Annotated in this window: 15 protein-coding genes; 14 read left to right on the top strand and 1 reads right to left on the bottom strand. The window is 56.7% G+C overall.

The genetic code is table 11. The annotated features are described in order from the left end of the window. The first annotated feature begins 42 nt into the window (after positions 1-42). From AC07R0_RS06820 to AC07R0_RS06775, 10 genes are all read left to right on the top strand, one after another. Positions 43-579: a HEPN domain-containing protein gene (locus AC07R0_RS06820; protein ID WP_495098759.1), complete on the top strand. Its 537-nt coding sequence runs from the start codon at positions 43-45 to the stop codon at positions 577-579. Between the two features lie 203 nt (positions 580-782). Next, positions 783-2081: a hypothetical protein gene (locus tag AC07R0_RS06815; protein ID WP_495098758.1), complete on the top strand. Its 1299-nt coding sequence runs from the start codon at positions 783-785 to the stop codon at positions 2079-2081. A gap of 144 nt (positions 2082-2225) precedes the next feature. Beyond that, positions 2226-2528, top strand: a complete 303-nt coding sequence (locus tag AC07R0_RS06810; protein ID WP_495104291.1) for a hypothetical protein — start codon at positions 2226-2228, stop codon at positions 2526-2528. A gap of 164 nt (positions 2529-2692) precedes the next feature. After that, the gene (locus tag AC07R0_RS06805) at positions 2693-3304 is read left to right on the top strand and encodes a DUF2345 domain-containing protein (protein ID WP_495098757.1); all 612 of its coding nucleotides are present in this window, start codon (positions 2693-2695) and stop codon (positions 3302-3304) included. A gap of 14 nt (positions 3305-3318) precedes the next feature. Further along, a complete protein-coding gene (locus tag AC07R0_RS06800; protein WP_495098756.1) occupies positions 3319-4323 on the top strand; it encodes a hypothetical protein in 1005 nt (334 codons plus the stop codon). A 56-nt stretch (positions 4324-4379) separates the two neighbouring features. Then, a complete protein-coding gene (locus AC07R0_RS06795; RefSeq protein ID WP_495098755.1) occupies positions 4380-7202 on the top strand; it encodes a T6SS effector BTH_I2691 family protein in 2823 nt (940 codons plus the stop codon). Further along, positions 7199-7924: a putative type VI secretion system effector gene (locus AC07R0_RS06790; RefSeq protein WP_495098754.1), complete on the top strand. Its 726-nt coding sequence runs from the start codon at positions 7199-7201 to the stop codon at positions 7922-7924. The genes AC07R0_RS06795 and AC07R0_RS06790 overlap by 4 nt, the downstream gene beginning before the upstream one ends. A 56-nt stretch (positions 7925-7980) precedes the next feature. Continuing rightward, positions 7981-8829: a hypothetical protein gene (locus AC07R0_RS06785; RefSeq protein ID WP_495098753.1), complete on the top strand. Its 849-nt coding sequence runs from the start codon at positions 7981-7983 to the stop codon at positions 8827-8829. A gap of 1262 nt (positions 8830-10091) precedes the next feature. Then, positions 10092-15560 (top strand): hypothetical protein, encoded by a 5469-nt coding sequence (locus AC07R0_RS06780; RefSeq protein ID WP_495098752.1) that lies wholly within the window; start codon positions 10092-10094, stop codon positions 15558-15560. 80 nt (positions 15561-15640) lie between these two features. Continuing rightward, positions 15641-16654: a hypothetical protein gene (locus tag AC07R0_RS06775; protein ID WP_495104290.1), complete on the top strand. Its 1014-nt coding sequence runs from the start codon at positions 15641-15643 to the stop codon at positions 16652-16654. A gap of 41 nt (positions 16655-16695) precedes the next feature. On the opposite strand, the gene AC07R0_RS06770 is transcribed toward AC07R0_RS06775, so the two are convergent. Then, complete coding sequence (locus tag AC07R0_RS06770; protein ID WP_495098750.1) at positions 16696-17610, bottom strand: helix-turn-helix transcriptional regulator; 915 nt, start codon at positions 17608-17610, stop codon at positions 16696-16698. 110 nt (positions 17611-17720) lie between these two features. Between AC07R0_RS06770 and AC07R0_RS06765 the strand changes: the two genes are divergently transcribed. The 4 genes from AC07R0_RS06765 to AC07R0_RS06750 are packed head-to-tail and all read left to right on the top strand — an operon-like array spanning position 17721 to position 21702. After that, positions 17721-18686 carry a CBASS oligonucleotide cyclase gene (locus tag AC07R0_RS06765; protein WP_495098749.1) on the top strand — a complete coding sequence of 322 codons (966 nt, stop codon included), beginning with the start codon at positions 17721-17723 and terminating at the stop codon, positions 18684-18686. Between the two features lie 5 nt (positions 18687-18691). Then, positions 18692-19204 (top strand): HORMA-1 domain-containing protein, encoded by a 513-nt coding sequence (locus AC07R0_RS06760; RefSeq protein ID WP_495098748.1) that lies wholly within the window; start codon positions 18692-18694, stop codon positions 19202-19204. A gap of 1 nt (position 19205) precedes the next feature. Continuing rightward, positions 19206-20138, top strand: a complete 933-nt coding sequence (locus tag AC07R0_RS06755; RefSeq protein WP_495098747.1) for an AAA family ATPase — start codon at positions 19206-19208, stop codon at positions 20136-20138. Positions 20139-20187: 49 nt separating this feature from the next. Continuing rightward, entirely contained in the window at positions 20188-21702 is a 1515-nt protein-coding gene (locus AC07R0_RS06750; protein ID WP_495098746.1) for an SAVED domain-containing protein, read from the top strand. The last annotated feature ends 9 nt before the right edge of the window (positions 21703-21711 follow it).

Genomic DNA, 21711 nt, shown 5'->3' with positions numbered 1-21711 from the left:
TAGTAACCGCGATTTAAAGCGGGCCATCTAAGAGAGTTCCACATGCCAACAGCCAGAGAGACATTTGACAGTTCCATCAAGGATGCGGTGGAACTGCTTGATCACTTCAACGCCATCAACGTTCTTCCCCCTCCTGCGAATGCAGAAGTGTTGAAGCGGGCAGGGCTCATCATGGCTTGCACTGCATGGGAGACCTATGTTGAAGACCGTGTGCAGGAAGCCGTGCAGCAACGGCTTGGCGAGGGTAACGACAGCTTCCAAAATAAATTCGTGCTGCGGCATCTACAGATGACGCTCAAGCAGTTCAACAATCCTAACGCCGAGAAGACCTGCAGGTTGTTCTACGACTTTCTGGGCATCGATGTTGTGGCCGGCTGGCAGTGGAACAACTACGACAGCACCCGCGCCCGCCTGGAGCTCGATGCGCTGATCAAGAAGCGTGGCGAGGCGGTGCATCGCTCAAAAGCTCCGAACGCCGGTGTACCTGCGGCCCACCTCATACGCAAGGACGAACTGGAGAAGGCCATCAGGTTCTTGAAAAGCTTGGTGGAAGCTACGGAGAAGGCAACGAAGGCTTGACCGGTTGGATGCAGGGGTCCTGGCTTGCAGTCACAGCGATGAAGGAAACGTGTGGACAAGGCGCGGGAATGTCTGCTCTTGGCGGCGAGAGTACCTATTCGCCTAACACCTAATGGCAGCAACCACCATTTTTCTTACTTACATTTTAGGCACGGCTAGTTGCTCGTAAGAGTATTTCGCTTGATGAACACCACCGACCGCTGATGCTTCTCCAGTTCTTCCAACCATATCTAACGCTTTGTCATCTGGCCTCATGGGGGGTGGCGCAAAACCTCGAGGGCCTGAGCCTGTTCAAATACCTGAACACTCCGCCGATGCAGGTCGGTGACACCATCTTCTATCCTATGAACCTTAATCCGCGGATGGGTGTTGCCAACTTGGCCCTCATCCTCACCGGTGTCCTCGTCGTCGTGTTCCTGCTGAACATACGCGCCTGCTTCTACCTGAACAAATGGGTCGGCTATGCTGGTTTGATCTTGTGGTCGCTCCCCGGCCTGCTGAGCATGCTCGGCTGTATGCCGGATATTCTCGGAATGGGGCCGGACGTATTTCGTTTCGACGAAGGTTTCCCCGGCAGCATGGAATCGGCGGCGGCCAATCTGCTCATATGCCTGGTCGGCGGCTGGTCCGCCATCCTGCTGCTTAGTTCGCTCTGGGGAAAAACAACCTTTAAGAACGCCTATGACCACATCTGGTACACCCTTGGACTGATCACCGCCCTGTACTTCGTGGTGGACTCTGGCCTTTCTTCCTATAAGACTGACTTGGCGAACGCCGACGACCGCATGGTCCATACACTGCAACTGTTTCGCACGGCGGAAAAACGTCTCGAGGTCTTGTGCGCTCTGCCAGAGACCGCGGAGCTTTCTCCTGCCTTGTGCGCACTGGCCCCGGAGTTGAAGTGGGGCGTGCTCAGCTACCTCGACATGAAAAGCAATGTGCGCGCCAAGATCGAGCCGCCCGGCTGGACTACTACGCTCGCAAGCGATCCCGTGTTGGAGCTGCAGATTGGGGCGCTGAACAACTGGGCCTGCGCTCAAGGCCAACAGCCGGAACAATGCCAAAAAGTTCCCATGGACGCGGCCTTGTCAATCCAGGACGCTGACACGCCGCTGGCTTTTCCACCACCCGACTATGCGAGGGCAATTCAACAGTTCCACGCCTCCATGGGAAAATCCGACCGACGTATCCACGATATTGAACGGGGACACAATTTACGTTATTTCGGTTTCCTCCTCGTAGCGATTCTGGCTGGAGGGAAATTGGCCAACGCTTCAAGGGCGATGGTCAAAGACGACGTGGTCCGTCCACCCTCTTGGATACTCAACGCCATTAAGTATGCCAGCAGAAAAACAATGGCCTCGCTCAAACGTTTGACAACGTTGAGCACCCACGCGTACCGCGACTTCACCCAACACGTTGGCGTGTTACTTGTCCGCTACCAAGAAACCAAGGCGGCCTGCCTTGAGCAACGAAAAAAGGCCATATCTAAGCAGCAATAGTCCAGTGACCAGCGAACCAAACCGCGTCATGCGGCGCGGCGCTCCGGGTATTGGCTCGCTCAGTTCAGCTGCTAGCGATGCTTCATCCGATGCTCGTCGCATGGCAGTCATTAGGACTCTTGTGGTGGCCCCTGGGGGCAGGGCATGATGGACTGTACCAAGAGCATTGCCGTCCATTTCTGCATCTCGGTCCAGGATGCCAAGGGCTCGCGTCTGGTGACGCCTCTGGATCTGCTACAAGAGCACCTACTGGACCGACGCTGGTTGCAGGAGCCATTGGTCCTCGAATTCGATGGGCCGATCGTGTTGCTCATACAGCATGCACCATATCCCTTGTCTATAGCACCTCAGCACACCGATGTTTTACTACATATCCCGACGACGATTCTGCCGAGGCAGTTTCTGTCCATCGACAAGTTTAGAGGTCATTTCTCCAGCCATCGGTGATGGCTCCGCTGTCCAGCTCGATCTTTGTCTGAGCCAAAGCCTCATCCATTTTGTGGATGGATCGTGCAAATACCGCGACTAGGATTGGTAAGTTCCCAGTGATGAGGTCCACCGCACCTTAAAACTTTCCCTACGGTCAACATTCATTCGAGTGCAAACCCCTTATGAGCCAAGATAATCCCGCCGAAGGCGAAGGCGTTACTGCCTATAGCGAACCCCTGCTTCAGCTCAGTGGCCGTGGGGGCATTTACGCGGTGACGGCTGAAAGCGCCATCTTCAGCGCAGGCTATACCAGCAACATCACTGCTGGAAACGCCATCAACTTCGCCGTCCAGGGTGGCTTCTACAACATCGTCAAGGCCGGCGTCAGCCTGTTCACCTACGGCAAGGTCAGCAACACCAGCCAACCCAACCAGGAAACCGGTATCTCCCTCCATGCCGCCAGCGGCAAAGTCAGCAGCCAAAGCCAGAGCGGCCAGACCCGCCTGACTGCCGACCAGGATGTCACGGTCGCCAGCGTGGCCGCAGATGTCTCGGTGACCGCATCCAAGCACATCTTGCTCACGGCGGGTGGAGCCGGCCTGCGCTTGGAAGGCGGCAACATCACCATCCAGGGCTCCGGCACCATGGCGTTCAAAGCCAGTGCGGTGGAGCTGACCGGCCCCGGGAGTGCGTCAGCGACTGCGCCAGATATGCCCAAAGCCCTGGACGTCAAAGGCTGCGCCAAGGCTATGTCGGCAGCTGCAGCGGAACAAGCTGGGACAGTCGCGCTGTGATGGGTGGAACCCTGATGGCGGAGTCGCCAAACGACATAGCCAATGCACAAGAAGTCGACGCTATTTGCGAAGCCTTGCATGCTCAGATGGCCAAGCAATCTGGGGCCGCTTTATGGCTGGCGGTAGACGGCGCAGAACAAGACCTGCCAGAGGCATTTGCGCCGCTACAAATCAAATTGGATGACGAGGCGCTACCCGTCCCTCTACGCCATCCGAATATTGCGCCGCAATGGCAACCACGTTGGTGTGCGTTGAATCTCGAACACGCTGGAGATAGTGGATTTTTGCGGGACAGCGTCATGTTGGCCCTAGCGGAGCTGCAAACGGACGCACTCAATTCCGGCGGAGGACGGCGCATTGCCGGTTGGCTGGAGATCGACCCGACGGTGGATGGGCATGCCCGTCTAGCCGCTGCCTCCCTGGGCCAGGCGATGGTGTTGCCCCACGCACGTGGTCATATGAGCCTGTTAAGGTGGCATGACCCGGCTGTCCTGTGGGCGCTGTGGCCTTTATTGACTGCCGAACAGCAGCGCGCGTGGTTGGGCTCCATACAGCGTTGGTGGCTGCTCGACCCGCTAGGCAAGCTGGTTGTGTTGCAGGCCGTTGAGGAGCAACCGCAAGCTACGCCAGCGACGGCGCACTGCGGGTTGGCGCCACGGCCGCCGTTCTTCAGCGCGCAACAATGGAGCGACATCGACCACATTGCCGCTTTTAACCATGGTTTGCGCAAGCGCCTCTCCGACCATGGGCATCCACCACAGGACTTGGAGGTACTGCGCAAGGTCGGTATGGCCGCCTTGCGGCGTGCCAAGGTCTGGGGTTTCGAGGACGCGGGGGATTTGGCGAGCTTTGCAGAATATGCTTTGTGCGTCCACCCGCACTTTGATGCGCACCCCTTGGTACATGCCGTGCTGGCTGAACGCCATAGTGATGACTACTTCAGCGGATTGGTATCGACGTTGACCGAGGAGGATTGGCAACGTGTCCGTAGCGCTCCGCTGGCCTCGGTGGGCCGTTGACCCCCAAGAAAATGGCAGTCCGCCCTTAGATTGACGAAAGAATAATGTAGATGCCCATGCCGAATCTTTGTGGTGACTGCAAGGCCAGTGGTCTGCCCATCATGCCGGTCCGCTATGCCGTGGTGCCAGCCGCCGTCCAGCCCACGCTGCCCGGCTGGACCAGTGGTGACCGGGTCAAAACGGTGCCGCTCGCCGCAGACTTTGCTTACGCTTTGCGCACCCTGCGCGCCGGCTTTGTCTACTTGTTCTATGCCAGCCATGCGCGGGGGGCGAATCTGTGGGAGTGCTATGCCGTCACCCAGGATGGCGTCCTGGTGAAGCAGCCCAACCCCGCCATGGCCAAACCGGTTGCTACGCTGGCCTGCGCAACCCAAGGGCACAGCAATGCCCGGCTGCACCACCTAATCATCGATAAACCAGAAAAGTGTGGCCCCACCTGGATCGCCTTCAGCGAGCACTGCTGGAGCGAACAGACCGTCAAGGAATACACCAGCAATACCAAGCTGCGCAACGCCCGCATGCAAACCATCCACCCGGCACAAATGGCCGAGGGTGCCAAACACAGCCATGGCGCGGTGGCGACCAAGGAGACCTTGGAGCAAGTACTGGAGTACGCTCCGGGATTCCAAACCACACAGTTGCCTTACAACATCGACGCAGGGGCCTTCAGCACCGAGGACGGCAGCTTCAAAGCCGACCGCTTGGCGAAGGTGAGTACACGCACCCCTTGGTGTCTGCGGCAACATGGCGCCGACGAAACGGTGCGCTACATGAAAGAGCGCGGCAAAAAGACCGACGGCACCTACAACACCCCACATGTGCTGGCCCTGTGGGATGCCATCGGCATCACCCACGAACTCAACGGCTACCGGAACGACGCGGCGGGTTGGCTCAAACTGTACGGCGACGAACGCGAGCTGCAGATCACCGCGCTGAACGCGCTCGATGGTGTCAAAAAGGCCCTGGAGCACAGGATCAACGACGGCTGGGACAGTATTGCCACAAATACCTCGCACATGCCAGACCCGCAAGAAAGCGGCATGCGCATGCAAGCCGTGCAGCGCTACGCCAAGGACGACCCGGCCCAACTCGGCCGCCCCTTGTACCAGTTGGACGAAAAGTACAAAGCAGGCCAGATAGATGCGGCCACCTACAAGGCCCAACGTAGCCAGACTATCGCCCAAAACAGCAACAACCCAGCAGCCATGGAGGCCGAGTACGCCAAGATCGACGCCTACCGTGAGAACAAAGCCAAAACCCGCTCCACCAACCTGGCCAACAACAAGAAAGACGACATCGCCCGCAGTTGGAGCAAGTACGAAGGCAAGCTGGACAAGGCCGCATTCGACAAATTCAAAGGGCAGTGGGACAAACTGTTGACCCAAGCCGACGCCATCGTCGACAAACGCACAGAAACACTTATCCACTGGCTGGAAGCATCGCTGTTGATCGACACGCTGGAGGATTTCCACGGTACCAGCGTGGGTGACGGTGTGCTGTTTGAAGACGCCATTGGCGATGCGGTATTCGGTATGGGCTCCAGCAAGGCCGGAGCCGCCAAGATCGACGCCTGGGTGAAGGAAGCCAAAGCCAGCGTGAAAGGAAATTTGCTGTGGCGGGCGATTGCGCTGAACCAGCAGGAGGGTATCGCGGAGGTGGATGCGGCACTGCAGGAGGCCGAACAACACCAGGCCAAGCGTACGGTAGCCAGTGCCTTGACGATAGAAGGCTACCTGGCCAAAACCCTCAAAGCCTTTGCCGATACCTACAAGAAGGCTGTAAGCGCCTACAACGCCAACGTCAACGCCAGCAGTGAGAAAGGCAGCAAAGCGTTTGGAGTGACGATTGCCCCGGTAAACATGCGCGGCGCCGACAAAATTGCCGTTACGGTGGGCGACCGGGTGTTTCGGCGTTTCCGGGTCGATGGCCTGGGCGACTTCTTGAGCGAAAAGATCATCCAGCACATGTTTGCCCTTCGCGCTTTCGTGGCCCCGGCGGACTCCATCAACCTCATCGTGCAGCAGGCCAAAACGCAGGCCATTGAGCGGCGTACGTTGCTGGAGCGTTTGCGCACTGCCCGCACATTTCTTGCCAGCGACAGTCCTGCCATGAAGACAGCGCAAACGGCAGAGCTGGGCCATGCATGGGAGAACTTCAAAACCACCCACAAGGATGGGGGCAACGCCATCCGAGACGCACGGCTGGCCGTGGTGGTCATGTTGATTGAAGGTCTTAACTTTCAAAAACTGCTGATTGAATGCCGCACCAAGAACGACCTCAAGACCTGGTGGAGCCTGGCGGCATCCAGTATTACCATCAGCGCGGCCCTGTTTGACGTGGCCAGCGTACCCGCCAAGAACCTGTTGGGCGCGGAAAGTTGGAGCTACCAGCGGCTGAAGCTATGGGGTGGGGTGTTATCGGCCGGTGCTTCCGCGATTGGCGTGGGATTGGACGTGGTGGATGGAGGAAAGTCTGTAGATAAGGGGCAATATGGATTGGCCTTTATGTTCTATGGGAAGGCTTTTATTGGCGGGGCCGGTGTTGCTTTAACCGTTGCAACCACATTCACGTATGCCGCACCGCTCATAGAACGCCTTACAGGCCGTGTTGCCGCTGGTGTCGCCGTCCGTGCCATCAGCGGCGCTGCTGCCGAAGTCATTGCAACCCGCATTTTGTTCATGGCAGCTGGTACCTGGATCACTGTGGGCGTATTTGGTATCCAGGTCTTTATCTGGATCATCTCTGACGACAAGCTGCAGGAATGGTGCTCGCTGAGCGCTTTGGGCAGCAATCACAAGGCACCAGCTGCGTTTAAGACGGTTAAACAGCAGCAAGAAAAGCTACAAGAAGCGTTGATTGATGTGGGACTTGCAGCATGACTAACTTTGTCGAACAACCAAACGCACACGGGCTGATAAAGCTCAGCGGACGAATTGAAAATTACAAGTGCACGCGCGCCAGGGCCAGCTTTGTGTTCACAGAAACGGACAGAACCAAGATGGGCGTGGCGGCCATTGCCGCCGGTATGGCGGGTCTGGGTGGCCAGGCCATAGCGACGGCTGGGAACGCCAGCAACTTGGAGGAGGAAGCTGATTTTGTAGAGTTCACGCTGAACGGCCGGCAGGTTGAGGGTTGGGTGTGGCGCAGCCCATTTAAGGAGGGGGATGAGGTTGAAGTAGCGGCTGAATGGGTCGGCAACCATTACGAAGCCTTCGGCATTGCTCGTCCAGAGGACAGAACGGTTGCGCTGTATCCCCATTGCGCAAGAGGTCGGCTAAAGCATTACCTCAAAGCCATTAAGTGGTGGTTGATTCTGGGAAGTTCCGGTACGGTCTTTGTAGCGTTCATGATGCGTGACGTAATTCAAAAGGTCATCGCCGAAGGTATTTTGCAATGGGGTGCTTTTGGCTTTTATGCATTTTTCGGCGCAATGGTCTTCAGCCTTTCCCGTAAATGGCTTCCATTCGTGCGGGTCGCAGAGAAAGTCTTCCGCACCTTGGATTGGCCAAACCCATCCAGCATCGACCTGAAAATGCGGACCAAAACCCGGCGCTCTACGGAGGATGCAGTGGAATATGGGCGGTTCTACTTCTATTACTAAAAAGCAGGTTTCCGCGCAAGCCTTTGGCACTGGAACCCGACGCAGGGAGAGAAGGTTTGGCCTTGCCTGACGCATTAGACTCGCCACTGAGCGCAATCAAGATTTTTGCTGCTTCGAAAGAAGAGGCGGACCTCAAGGCTGCGGTGGTGCAGCAGTGTGCGGCGATGCTGCTGGATCGCCACCCCTTCCTGTCTTTCGACGCCTTGGACTGCTTGGTCATCGCCCATGACTATAGGCAAGCCATGGGCCTTTATGAAGACGATGGGTGCGTCTACGATGATCGCTACATGGAGCTTGCCGAAACGACGGTGGGGGTCGTCGTGCCCACACAGGTCGGGGTTGCCTTGATCATCCACCCCTGGGTTTTGCAACAGATGTTGAGCCAGGCGCCAGAGGCAAAAAACCAAGGTTTTCGCATCTTCATGCACGAGCTCTGCCATTTGCATGACGTCGGCTTGCAGCGATCATGGGTCAGACAGCACTGCCGTATGGATGGCGTCCCAAATCATATTTATAAGTCGTGCTTCTCGCTGTGGACCGAATATTTCGCCAACCGCTACAGCTACTTTGATGGCGCAAATCTCTACGACGATTGGAGAGGCCTGGAGCGACTGCTGGAAAACTTTCCACAGCTGGATTTCCCTGTCGCCATGGAGGAGACGGTAGTGAGGTTTGCCTACGCCTTGGGCAGCCTGGCAGGCCTAGGCTGCAGCCTGCAAGATGTACGCCCCGACCTCGGGCAGAGACTGCAGGATCGTCGCTTATCAACCGCCTGGCTGGAGGCGGAGAGAGTTACCGCGCAGCTTTCGCAAACAGGCGAATGCTGGGTACATGCGCAAGGGGTCATGCGTTTGCAAACAGCGGTGCAGCTCGTTATCCACGCCTGCCGGTATCGACAACAGTAGCGACTTAAAAATATTGCAAAGCGGGGGCGTGGATAGCCACCACGCGGGGTAAGAACAATAGACGGGAGGAACCATGCGGATTGAAGCCATCAACTTGAGTAGGCAGGTACCCTTGGGGAATTTGCGCGCCGCGTCCCATCAATACTTTAAAGACAACCGGCTAGTACAACCAGACGGCACCCCGAGTGCCGTCATGATAGAGAACCGATTAATCGCATATTTCCCCCACTCAAAGTAAAACGGCCCAGAGCTCTCTGCATCGACCTCTATCGTTATCCCCCATATTGAGGAGGCGCCTTGAGATCTCAGAACATTTTTTGGACGAAGATAAGGCAAATGAGAGTTTATGTTTCCTCCTCGCAAGGCACGTCCCCAGCACTCTGCCGCCCAACAAACTCTTGGCCAAGTGCGCAACCATCGCAGATGGGCCGGCTAGTACTTTCGGTGGGCCTCCATGTGAGCCAAAGGCCATAGTCCACATGTCACAATGTGCGACGGACTAACAGCAATAAATGTAGAGGCGGCCGATGACGAGAGCACAGGACGGTGCACCGAAGCAGTTTGTAAATAGGCCAGTGTGGGGACTTCCTGCCTCGCTCCTGAAAAAGGAAAAAGGTGCTCACCGAATCTTTTCCTTAATGAAGCCAATAGGTCTGAATAGAGTGGAAAAGAAGCGAATCGTTTCCACACACAAACCCAAATCGCTTCCAACAGAGGGCTCATTCTCAGAGAGTGACGCAGGGGTATTTGCAGTGTGGGCAGATCCCAATCAGCGGTTCTGGGGATTTTGGCGGGCACTGAGATGTCTCAGCGAGGCTACTCGCAAGCCAGGCTACAACTATCTGCTAATGGCTCCAGATCTTGCCGTATTAATGTTGTACGGAAAATCATCGTTCACTCAGGGGTTCAGTGCTGAACAACTTGCAGCCATTCCGAATTGGGACCAACTAGAGAGCGGTATACGGACCAAGCTCAAGGCTTCCATTCCCAATCCAAACACATCGATACTTGGACTCTGGTTCAAGATAAAAGAGCAACTTAGTAACTGGGACAGCCTTTCCCCCTCAGACCAAGAACATTTGTCCGAGGTGGTTTTCGCGATCAGTTCTGCTTGCGGTGGGGACCACCTGATGAGGCACGCGCTTGAGCTTTGTCCTGCCCTTGGTCAATATTTGGTACCACTTAGTCTCACAGAAGTCATGCCTGAAACCAAATCCGAAAAATCAGTCCCCCACTCACCTGGCCTCGCGTCTTCTAGAAAGATGAAAGAAGTCCAAACGATAGAAGCGGATCCGGCAGTGGTGGTAAGCAATGTTGGTCGGCAACTTGAGGATGATGTGAGTGAGTCGCAGCAATGGGAGCAGTTGCTTCTGGAGGCATCGGCGGTGGTTCGGGCCTTGGAAGCAGAGCCGAACACGGAGGGCTCTGCACAACTCGTCAAGATTGCGGCTCAGCTAAATGAGTTGGCCCCGCAGATTGCGTCAAGCTCGCACCTTGAGTCTTTGTTGAAAGATCTCTTGGAAATTGCTCGAAAGGCGGTGGAGCAAGGACCCGAGTCGGACGGGAAGTCGAAGTTTGAAATACTCAACCATGGCGTCTTTGACGCCGTGCAAAGAGCGTGGCGAACAACACTTGAAGCTTGTTCGACTAAGTCTGATAGAGACGCGGTTCAATCAGACATAGAGAGAGCTTCGGTGCAAAGCCAGGTGGCACTTACGCAGTGCGGACGAAGCTTCTCCGAGGTGGCTCGACTGGAACATTCCCTTGAGCACGCCACAGAGGAACTTCGAAAGGCGACAGGAACCACCGCAAGACTCTCTCTGGGTGCGAAGAGGAGTCAGTGTGCGGGCGCGCTTACTGAGGCGCGAAGCGCTTCATTCTCCGCAGAGAATGAACTGATCCAGTCACTCTGCCCACGCCGTGATGCCGACACTCTGGAGGACAGTACGCAAGAAGGTACAACCGCATGTGCCACCGAGTCGCCAACCCGAGACCCAGAGACCGATGATGTCGTGGCCAAGATGGTGCAGACACAGCCCTCCCCCTCGGCAACGCAACAAGGCCAGGAATCCCCTCACGTAGCAACTGCTATAGCTATACCGACCAAGACTGAAAAGGCGGCTGTAGTTTCTACCGAACTCACTCAGGTACCGGGCCACGAATCACCTCGACAGACCGCTGAAGTCAACAGCAAGGAGATTTCACTCTCGATTTCTGTGGAGGCTCCTCCCAAAGACAGGCCCACACCTGGTCAGCCATCTGACTTTGTGACCCCGAGCGAGCCCGACTATTCGGTCCACGCGGGAGAGCGGTGCCGACCCGTATGGATTGCGCTGCGCCGCGAGCAGCCAGGGCTGGCCTACTGGATGGCTTACGCCATCGAAAAGTCAGAAAATGCCGTCCCGGTGGTCCCACCTGCTCTCTTGGCGGCTCTGGCGCTCTCCGAGCACGTCATGTTGCCCGACGGAGACATTGCGCAGCGGCTTGAGACCCTGTTCCAGGGATTCGAAGAATCTTGGTTTAACGAGAGGCCTGACACGCCAGTTGCTTGGACAAAAGCGATGAACTTGCTGCTGTTTGCAAGCGTGCTCCGCCCAATTTTGTTATGCCCCAATACAGGTGCCTCCGGTGTCGCGGGTCTTTTGCACCAGAACGACCCCAACCTACACTGCATACGTCAGGAGTGCGACGAGTTCGCTCAACGCGCACAGGGTTTCCATGTTGACGCGGCCACCTTCAAGACACCGCGTGAGGACGCTGAATGGCAGCGTCAGATGGATGCCGTACGCGAGGAGACCCGTGTTTGGCTGGAGCGCGCGCCCTCCATGAAGATGGCGTTTCAAGCCGCTTCGAACGTTTGGCTGCATTGGATGAAGTCGGGAGGGCTCATCTCCAACCTCTTGACGCCTGTTTCGCAAGGTCTATCTGACCGACTGACTGACGTCTCTCATGTGATTGCATCAGTCTCCACGACCAACGAGCTGGAGCGCCTAATTCATGAAACGGACCGAAGAACTATCGGTAGGCGCGGTGAGGAGATCCACTCGCGAGCGCTCTCGAAAATCGCAGGTAGAGTCGGTGAAGCGCTTCAACTTGCACGCCGCTGGGTAACACTCGAAGAGCAGCGTCCCCGCAAGTCAGGTGTTCTGCATCAGCTGATAGACGACCTTCGTTCGAAGACGGCTCCCTTGATTGCCGCATCGCTCGACTCCCTTACGATTGAGGCAATTGAAGACAGCTTTGGATTGGTGGCAGCGGCCCGCCAACAGATCATCAGAACTCTCAAGTCTGTCAACGAATTGCTTGATGCGGAAGTCCCACTTCCAAACGAGGAGCCCAATCCCTCCAAAGTGCTAGGTCAACCGTTGGCAATGACACCGCAGGTTGACATCGATGATCAATGGAATCTTGCTACAGACCTTGCGCACCTTGAACAATCGCTTAGCGATGCGATTACTGAATCCGTAGATGCGAGCACAGCATTCCACCGGCGCGTGGAGATGAATGACCTCTTGAGCGCTCAGAGAATCCTGGACACCATGGAGGATTCTGGTGAGAGTTTCATCGGAGGAGATGATCTTCGGCAGATGCTCAACGAGGAGATTCGAACTCATCGAGAGCAGCTTCAACGAAACCTGGAATCGGCGGGCGAACAAATCGACACCGGTTTGGCTTTGGGCCTGATCTCGGAAGCCGATCGAGCGGTCCATGAGGGTGTTATTGTGGAGGTTCAGGCCCAACTGGAAGCTGACGCCATCCGAGACTTTCGACCGGCGTTTGGCCGACTGCACTGCATCTTTGATGACATGCGGGTCAGAAGAGCAGGCAAGGTCCAAGAGGCGACGCTACGGTTTGAGAAGTTGCGTGAAGTTGGAATGAGTGAGCAAGTCGTCGCGGAGATTCGAGCGGCCATCGCGTCTGGAGACATGCTGACCGCAAACGAGTATCTGCAACGACTTGAAGCCGGCGAGACCATCTACGCCTCACCGCAATCCACTCAGGACATCTTCACTCAATTCTTCCCGAGTGTGGCTGCTCAAGTCGACCTGGCACTTGAAGGAGTGGAAGCCCCAAATGTTCTCAATGCAGTCGAGAAAGGAGGGGCTATCGCGTCCTTGGACTTCTCGCGCCTTCATCCTGAGCGACTGAAGGAGGTATCTGCGGCGCTTGGTGCTTGGTATTTGACCCGCAGACATCAAAAGGTTGATCGTGATCGACTGCGAATGGTTATTGCCGCACTCGGCTTCTCTGTGACGGAGATTGAGAATAGGATAGTCAACGGTCGTCATGAGCACAAAGTCAAGACCGTCGCAGTAGAAGACCGTTCCATCTGCCCCATCCCTCATTTCGGGTCGAAGGCCAAAGGTACTTATCGAATTCTGTGCGTGTGGCAGCGAGCTGTTGAAGAGGATGTCGTGAAGCTCGTAGGTGATACCAGCCTCTCGGAAGCGACCATCATGCTCTACTTCGGTCGACTGACGAACAAGAAGCGGCAGGAAGCCAGCCGGCAGGCCAAAGCACAGCAACGCTCCTTCATCATTGTCGATGAAACGATGTTCCTGTTCCTTCTGAGCATGACCACGCCCCCTGCCGCTACGCTTTTCTCCGCATCACTCCCGTTCGCGTTTTCACAACCTTACGAACCGACTTCGGGTGTTGTCCCGACTGAAATGTTCTTCGGCCGATTGGAGGAGTTGCAAGCGGTTCAAGATCAGAATGGCAGGTGCTTCATTTACGGCGGCCGACAGCTTGGCAAGACTGCGCTACTCAGAAAAGCGGAGAGGGACTTTCACGCTCCAGCGCGAGGACGCCATGCCAAGTGGATCGACTTGCGTGCTGAGGGCATCGGCAGCAACCGAAAGAGTGCAGAAATCTGGCCAGTGCTTTGGCGCACCTTTATCAAGCTGAAGCTCTTGCCTTCAGACGTCCCAGAGCCAAACGGCCTAAAAGGGCGAGTTGAGCGCTTCCAGGAGACCATGAAAGGCATGCTCGAAACGAATCCGGATACGCGAATCCTTTTGCTACTGGACGAAGCCGACAGCTTCTTTGAAGATGACGGAAAGCACGACTTCATGGAGACGCGTCGACTCAAGGAGTTGATGACTGCATCGCAGTGGAGATTCAAGGTCGTCTTCGCCGGGTTGCATAACGTGCTGCGTACAACCGAGCAAGCAAACCACCCACTGGCCCACCTTGGTCAGCCAATCAAAGTTGGACCGCTGCTCGCCGCGCAGGAGTGGCGTGATGCTGAAGACTTGATTCGCGGACCGTTTGAGGCAGCTGGCTTCCACTTTACCAATCGCAGCCTAATCACAAGAATCCTTGCTCAGACGAACTACTACCCCAGCCTAATTCAGCTCTACTGCCACCATCTGCTCAGGCACATGCTCGAAGCCGTACGGGTAGAGTTCCAGATGCTGGGGCCACGCTACGAGATCCGAGCAAGCGACGTGGATACGGTCTATCGCAAACCGAGCCTTCGTGAAGAGATTCGGGCGAAGTTTCAGCTGACGCTTCAACTGGACACACGTTATGAGGTCATCACCTACACGTTAGCGTATGAAGCCTTGGCCGGTCAGACTTCTGTTGCGGAAGGCCTGCCAGTTTGGAGCATTTCTCACAAGGCCCGCGAATGGTGGCATGTGGGATTCAACGACACCAGCGATGTGGCGTTCCGCGTCCTTCTTGAAGAGATGGTCGGACTAGGTGTGCTTCGGAGAAGTGACGCTGGAAACTACTCACTTCGCAACCCCAACATCCTGCTTCTTCTAGGAAACTCTGAGGACGTGTCTGACGTTCTGATTCGAGAACGGGAAATGCCCGTTGAGTTCGAGCATGACACATTCAGGGCTCGTTTGGCCGATGACGCTGGCCCCTCACGCCATCCGCTGACGTTCCGACAACGGCGCTCGTATGCACAGCAACACAGCGGCGTGAGTGTCATCTTTGGTAGTCGCGCGCTGGGGATCGACCACATCGTTACATTTCTCAAAGATGACAAGGACTGTGAGCAAGTCTACATAGCCACCCATTTCGACTCTCGCAAGGAGTTTCAGCTTAAGTTCGAGGAAGTCAGTGGGAATCGGCAATCGGGCAGAACGTTGTTGATTGTTCCACATGACAGCCAATGGGACACCGAGATGGTTCTCCTCGCCCAGAAGTCAACGGCCAGGCTGGTGTCTAAGGACAGAACCCTGCACGTATTGTTCATTGCCGACCCTAGCAAGAGTTGGCAACTGGTGAAGTCAGGCGAGTTGTTTGAACAACTCGACCGCACTGAACTGCGTCAATGGCGTGACGGTTTTGTTCGACAGTGGCTAACCGATCTAGAACTCTCCTCCAAGCCCGAAGACCGAAAATTGATCGAACAGCAAATCGGCTACTGGCCCATGTTGCTGCAGGAGCTAGGAGCGGTAAGGGGCGCAACCCTAAAAACTCGGCTAGACGCGCTCAAAGACCGTCAGTCGTCGGGGAAAATTCAGGCTATTGCTCGAGACTTTGGTCTTGACATCGAAGAGCCGATGGCGCTGCTCAGAGAGATGGTCGCTCTGGAGGCTCCTGAGAGCGCAGAAGATCTGAGCATCCTCACCTCTCTTGACCCCGAACTTGTGCGTCAATCCTTAGCGTGGGCCAAGTTGCTTGGTCTCGTGACGTGCGATGCTGAAGGGCTCTGCAAACTCGATGCATTCGTAGCCAAGCAAGTCGAACGTCAAATCGCTGCGCCCAAATGAACTTTTGGGACCTTTATGGACCTTCGAGCTTCCTCTCGGAGATAGAGGAGGGACTACGCGCATACCGAGCTGGGGTGGTGATGTTTCCATCTCACCATCCAAAGGGCTTTGGCGAAACGATTTGCGCTCGATTAGCCAGTCAAGCTTGGTACCGAGTTCCTCTGGCTTGGAACGAGGGCGAGCACCCACTTGACTTTTTGTTCCGAGAGCTAGGCATCAAGCTAGAGGTAAGTGAGCGGCAGTCAGCCGCCAACTTCGTAAAGCAGTTGAAATCGACCGTGGTAGTGGTCGAGAACATCTGCGCCTCTGACTGGCCGCAGTGGCAGCGCTTCTTGCAAGAATACGAACGAGAACTACGCGCCGGAACGAACGAGCAGCCCCCCCTGCTACTTTGCGTACTTATGGGTGTAGACAAAGAAAAGGCCAGGTTGCACGCACCGGCTATAACTCTGTACGCTTGGTCTGGAATAGTGAGCGAGCTTGACACGCAGATATTCATTCGCGCTCAACTGGCAAATATTGATCGCCCTGACGCCGAACGCGACATTTCAAGGCGCATAGTCGCAAGGCTGAGCCTTTGGGATGTTGAGCTCGCTGTAATGCTCATCTCCCTACCCATCAAAACGCTCTGCAGGCCCTATGACCTTCTGATGGACATTGCCAGTGGGCGCAATTGGGCCAAGGGTGGCGAGTGTTCCTGGTGTCACGGTACAGAAGACACCTTTGAGGGGCAACGGATGCCCCACTCGCTCTGGCTTTCGATGAACGAGGGCAGCCGTGAGGTCGACCTCAGGATTTGGAACGCACAGGCATCCGTTGGCCTGCCGCTGGTCGAGCAACGCCGCCGCGAGTTGGCAGCTCGAGCGGCAAGGCATTTGCACTTCCCCATTACAGTTGATGGTGAGCGGGTCGATAAAGTCGAGGGCCTTGAAATCGGTCAGCTCACGCATCAACTGCTTCAAGCCAGATGCAGAGACGGTGATCTGATGCGTAGGGTGAACCACCTGAGACGGGTGAGGAACAAGCTTGCTCATGTCGAGGTAGTAGACCCGGCTTGGCTACTCGACACCGACTTGTTCGGATCGAACAGCTAGTTGCTCGTCACATTAGTCGCCGCCATCAGCTTGCGGCCTGTTCAGACCTGTCCTGGCTTAGGCAGCGGCTTGAGCTGCTCAAGGTTCTCGATGACCAGCTGGCGTGCCCCTTTTCGCGGGCTCCCGTCGTAATCAAAGTTGAGCGTCCGAAGAGTGTAGAACAACATCGCTCTACGGCACGTTAAGATAACCCTCCCCCCTGTCATTCCATAATCTGCCTCGACACCCCGACGTTGTTCTGGCGTCAGGTCTTGGTTGGGCACCAGCACGATGTCGACCATGTGGTGCCATTCCTTGTCCTCATCCACTTGCACCTTCGACGGCCTGGGGTCGCCAAGCTCCAGAATCCGCCCCAAGACCAGGTCACGAAAGCCGTTTCGTAGGTGGCAATAGGCTCTGACATGCCATCGCAGTCCATCAGTCCCCAGCGCGTGCGGACTGATATCGCGCCACTGAGGTTCATCGCGAGAGATTGACTGAAAGCGCACCCGAACCATCTGGGATTGTTCGATTGCATGCAACAGTCCCGCCAAGATCTTGCGGTCAATAGTGCGGCCGGGTACTTGCACGGACTCTATGGGAGGACGCGTTCCCATCAATGCCTGGTCCGAATCCAGGATGCCCCTGTTCACCGCTAGGAGCTGTGCGAGGTACTGCTCGGCCCCTGAGCTTTTGAACACAGCCTGAAACGACTTGCTAGCTAGGTACGTCTTTGAGCTGCGGTCATATTCAAGGTTGTCAGGCGCCTGTTCGCTATACAGCGCGATGTCAGCAGACGCTTGCGGAACCGATATGCCAAAAAACGTCTTGATGTCTGTACGGTTTATCCGCCCCTGCCACTGCAGTCTGAAGTCAATAAACCGAAGCCGCCGTTCCTGGCTCCATCGCGGCGTCTTTTCAGACTCTGCCAACTCGGGCAATAACGTGGGCATCTGACTGGGAAGTGAAATTTTCATGGCATCAGTATAGTAACTTGACGCGTATAGTTTATATGCGTATACTTTGTTTACTCATCTGAATTAAATATCACCAGTTCAGTGCTGAGCCCCAAAGTAAAGGAGTACCAATGTCCCGTATGCATGTTGGCCACCGCGAGCTCGCGCTCTTCGCCGACGAAAAGGTTAATCTTCCCAAAACCGACGCCGACGAATACCGGGCGCAAGCCAGACGCCTTCGGGAGAAGCTCGAGGTCTACCTGAAGGAGAGCCCCGACTTCTCTCTCAAACGGATACAGCTCTCCGGCAGCCTGGCAAAGGGTACCGCCCTGCGCAGCCTCAACGACATCGATATGGCCGTATACATCAGCGGCTCCGATGCGCCTCAAGACCTCCAGGCGCTATTGCAGTACCTGACGGAGCGACTGCGCAAGGCCTTCCCAAACTTCTCGCCTGACCAAGTGAAACCCCAGACCTACTCGGTGACGGTCTCCTTTCGTGGCTCGGGACTTGATGTCGACGTGGTGCCCATCCTGTACGCCGGCTTGCCTGACTGGCGCGGCGACCTGATCAGCCAGGATGACGGCTCCTTCCTGGAGACGAGCATCCCGCTGCATCTTGAATTCGCCAAGAAGCGCAAACAGGTCCAGCCGAATCACTTCGCACAAGTCATACGCCTTGTGAAGTTCTGGGCTCGGCGCATGAAGCAAGAGCGCGACGGCTTCCGTTTCAAGTCCTTCATGATCGAGATGATCCTGGCCAAGTTGTGCGACGACGGCGTGGACTTCTCGGACTACCCCGAAGCACTGCAATCGTTCTTCACCTACGTGGCGAAATCCAACCTCCGCGAGCGCATCGTTTTCGAGGACCACTACAAGGCATCGAGCGTTGCCAAGCTCGACGACCCTGTCCAGATCATAGACCCGATCAATGCGAGCAACAACGTGGCGCGACTGTACACAGCCGAAAACGCCGATGACATCGTGGAAGCGGCCTTAGATGCAGGCGATGCCATCGATTCCGCCTTGGCAGCACCGAACAAGGAGTTGACGGTGTACTACTGGAAAAAAGTCTTCGGCCCCTCTTTCCAAGGTTGAACATCATGAGCTACAGCTTCACCGCGACCGAAACCAAGACCTTCACGTTGACGCACGCACGGCACCTCGCAGCCAAAGTGGCCGCAGACCTCAAGCGTTTGCAGCGCTTGTACGGGAATGTCTCCGACGAACGCATCGTTCAGTTTGAGGGCGAGGCCACCGAACTACTCCGTCAGGGCTATCTCGGGACCGTCACGTATGGCTTCAAACGTGATGGCAGTTGGATCGAACCCACGCTGCGTTACACGGCGAACGAACTGGCGAATGGCGACACGGACGACGACCCGGGGCGCGTCCGCCCAGGCATCGATATCAGCGGTGCGACTTTTCACAGCTACTTGACCTACAGCAGTGCCTGGTGGGCGTTGACGTCCAATCAGCGCGCCGCCGTTGAAGGACAACTGCCTTTGCAGCGAACGGGCCAGGCGGAACCGCAAGTTAACGGCTACTTTGCCGACGACAAAACCTATTCTTCTGGCGGCCGCTCGCTGGGCCGCTCCAGCGTGAGGAGCTATTGATATGAGTCAACAATCCAATCTCCAAGGCCTGTTCGAGCGCCCGACGACGTTGCCTGACCCCGATGCCCAAGGCCGCCTCGCGCGGCTGGTGGGTATGGACGACAAGATCAAGCGGCTGGCGAACGTTCTGGGTGTCCTGATCAACCCGGCTGGGCTTCGGAAATGGAAAGACAGACACCATGCGGATGCCGGAGGATTGCTCGATGCCGTGATTCGACGCCCGCCGCTGGTGGTTCTCTCCGGCGATGTGGGCTCGGGCAAAACGGAACTGGCGGAGACAATCGGCGACAAGGTCGCGCGGCAGGAGAACATCGACATCACGCTGTTGCCGTTGAGCCTGTCTTCGCGCGGGCAGGGTCGCGTGGGCGAGATGACACAGCTAGTCTCTGCCGCGTTCGAACATGCGTTCAATGAAGCCAGCAAGTTCAAGTCGGCCAAGGGCGTCGCGCGCGGCGGTGTAATCCTGCTGGTCGACGAAGCCGATGCGCTGGCGCAGTCCCGCGAGTCGGACCAGATGCACCATGAGGACAGAGCGGGCGTCAACGCCTTCATCCGAGGCATCGATCGATTTGCGAATGGAGGCCTTCCTGCAGTGGTGCTGATGTGCACCAATCGATTGAACGCCCTGGATCCAGCGGTACGTCGCCGGGCCGCGGACATTTTGGTGTTCGAGCGCCCCAGCTCCGAGCAACGACACGAAGTGCTCTTGCACCGACTGGGAAGTGCCGGATTCGGCAAGGCCGATCTGCAGGCGCTCGTGACGGCAACGGGTGAGCAACCCAAGCGCCCTTACGGGTTCACGTATTCGGACATCACTCAACGGCTGCTACCGGCCATCGTGCTGGACGCCTACCCGGATGGCCCGATCAAGCCATCACGCGCCATTGAATTGGCACGATCGATTCTGCCAACGCCGCCGTTTCGCGACACGTGAACTCATGGCTAAGGCACGGGCTGACCAGCTGAACTGACGAAGGATTACCATGACCCAAGCCGTTGCCGTCCGCAGAGACGGGGATTCGTTCCAGGCCAGAATCTTCTGGCGCAAAGCCGCATGCCTGCTGGACCCAAAGAGTCCAGTGATGCAGGTGGGATTCGAGTCAGGGCCGAAAGGCTTTGACGATGTCTGGGTGGCCTACGCTTCCGACCGCGCACCTCACGATCATGAGGGCCGGCCGATCATGCGGGAGCACATTCAGTGCAAGTGGCACGTCTCGGTGAACGACTTCGGTCACGCTGACTTGGTCGAGCCGGAGTGGATCAACGCCAACAAGTTCTCGCTGCTGCAGCGCGCCCGTGCTGCACAAGTGGCGCATGCGCGCGACGGGATCGGTGCTCGGTTCAAGCTGCTAACCAACTGGCGAATCGCGCAGGCCGACCCCCTGCGCGGCTACATCAACCAGAAGTCGAAGACGCTGCGCTTGAAGGACTTGTTTGACGGATCGACCGACAGGTCCGCAGCCGGCAAGGTCAGAAAGCTCTGGCGCGAGCATCTGGACATCGACGATCAGGAACTCATGCTGCTGGCGCGGACGTTGTCGCTGGACACGGACTCCACCTCACTGGAGGACCATCGGGACAACCTGGACCTGTTGTTCGAGAACCGCGGCCTACGCCGCGTGCCCGTCAGTGAGAGCAGCTTCGTATACGACGACGTTGCGTTTCAGTGGCTTGCTCAGGGCCGGCTGGACTTCAACCGGCAAACGTTTCGGGAGGCCTGCAAACGTGAGGGCCTGCTGGACGGCGATGGTCGAGCACATGTGGTGTTCGGCGTGAAATCGTTCGAGCATCCGTTTGATCGACTTGAAGACCGTTGCACCGTGGTGCTTGATCTGATCCCGCACTTCGACGAACGCGCCATCCGCGATCAGGCTGACTGGGCAACCACGCTTTACCCCAAGCTCAAGAGCTTTCTGCAAACCGCCGCCACCGGAAATCAACATCTGCGACTGATTCTTGATACACATATCACGTTGGCATTCGCCGCCGGATCTGTGCTGAACATCAAGTCCGGACGCAACGTCGAGATAGAGCAAAGAACCATTCATCGAAATGTCTGGCACTCAAGCGACATGCCGCGCGATCCATCCTGGCCGGGGTGGCGGTTCGATCTGGAACCGCTGACCAAACTCGACGGAGACATGGCTGTCGCCGTGTGCCTGACCCACGACGTGGTCCCTGCTGTGAAGGCGCACATCGCTGCTTCAATGTCCCAGGTGAGTTCGTTATTGATAGCCCGCCCAACGTGCGGCGCTGGCGCCAAGTCCGTCGTTTGCGGTCAACACGCATTCGATCTGGCAGAGGCATTGGCACTGCAGATCAACCAACAGCGGCAGGTCAACAGGCCACCGCTGCATCTCTTCGTTGCGGCACCCAATGCCTTCACGTTCTTCCTGGGGCAACGGCAGCCCGGCCTCGGCAAGACCACGCTGTACGAGTACGACTTCGAAGGCGCAAATGGTGGCGGCTATCGGCCATCTTTGACGCTGCCTGTCTGATGGTATGAG

The sequence above is a fragment of the Rhodoferax sp. GW821-FHT07F03 genome (assembly GCF_059418745.1).
Note: the sequence above shows the minus strand (reverse complement) of the source record. Positions and strands in the feature narration are given on the sequence as shown.

Excerpts from the sequence above, each read along its gene's own strand:
- AC07R0_RS06820 (WP_495098759.1), top strand. The coding sequence starts at position 43 with ATGCCAACAGCCAGAGAGACATTTGACAGTTCCATCAAGGATGCGGTG.
- AC07R0_RS06815 (WP_495098758.1), top strand. The coding sequence starts at position 783 with ATGCTTCTCCAGTTCTTCCAACCATATCTAACGCTTTGTCATCTGGCC.
- AC07R0_RS06810 (WP_495104291.1), top strand. The coding sequence starts at position 2,226 with ATGATGGACTGTACCAAGAGCATTGCCGTCCATTTCTGCATCTCGGTC.
- AC07R0_RS06805 (WP_495098757.1), top strand. The coding sequence starts at position 2,693 with ATGAGCCAAGATAATCCCGCCGAAGGCGAAGGCGTTACTGCCTATAGC.
- AC07R0_RS06800 (WP_495098756.1), top strand. The coding sequence starts at position 3,319 with ATGGCGGAGTCGCCAAACGACATAGCCAATGCACAAGAAGTCGACGCT.
- AC07R0_RS06795 (WP_495098755.1), top strand. The coding sequence starts at position 4,380 with ATGCCGAATCTTTGTGGTGACTGCAAGGCCAGTGGTCTGCCCATCATG.
- AC07R0_RS06790 (WP_495098754.1), top strand. The coding sequence starts at position 7,199 with ATGACTAACTTTGTCGAACAACCAAACGCACACGGGCTGATAAAGCTC.
- AC07R0_RS06780 (WP_495098752.1), top strand. The coding sequence starts at position 10,092 with ATGAAAGAAGTCCAAACGATAGAAGCGGATCCGGCAGTGGTGGTAAGC.
- AC07R0_RS06775 (WP_495104290.1), top strand. The coding sequence starts at position 15,641 with ATGTTTCCATCTCACCATCCAAAGGGCTTTGGCGAAACGATTTGCGCT.
- AC07R0_RS06770 (WP_495098750.1), bottom strand. The coding sequence starts at position 17,610 with ATGAAAATTTCACTTCCCAGTCAGATGCCCACGTTATTGCCCGAGTTG.
- AC07R0_RS06765 (WP_495098749.1), top strand. The coding sequence starts at position 17,721 with ATGTCCCGTATGCATGTTGGCCACCGCGAGCTCGCGCTCTTCGCCGAC.
- AC07R0_RS06760 (WP_495098748.1), top strand. The coding sequence starts at position 18,692 with ATGAGCTACAGCTTCACCGCGACCGAAACCAAGACCTTCACGTTGACG.
- AC07R0_RS06755 (WP_495098747.1), top strand. The coding sequence starts at position 19,206 with ATGAGTCAACAATCCAATCTCCAAGGCCTGTTCGAGCGCCCGACGACG.
- AC07R0_RS06750 (WP_495098746.1), top strand. The coding sequence starts at position 20,188 with ATGACCCAAGCCGTTGCCGTCCGCAGAGACGGGGATTCGTTCCAGGCC.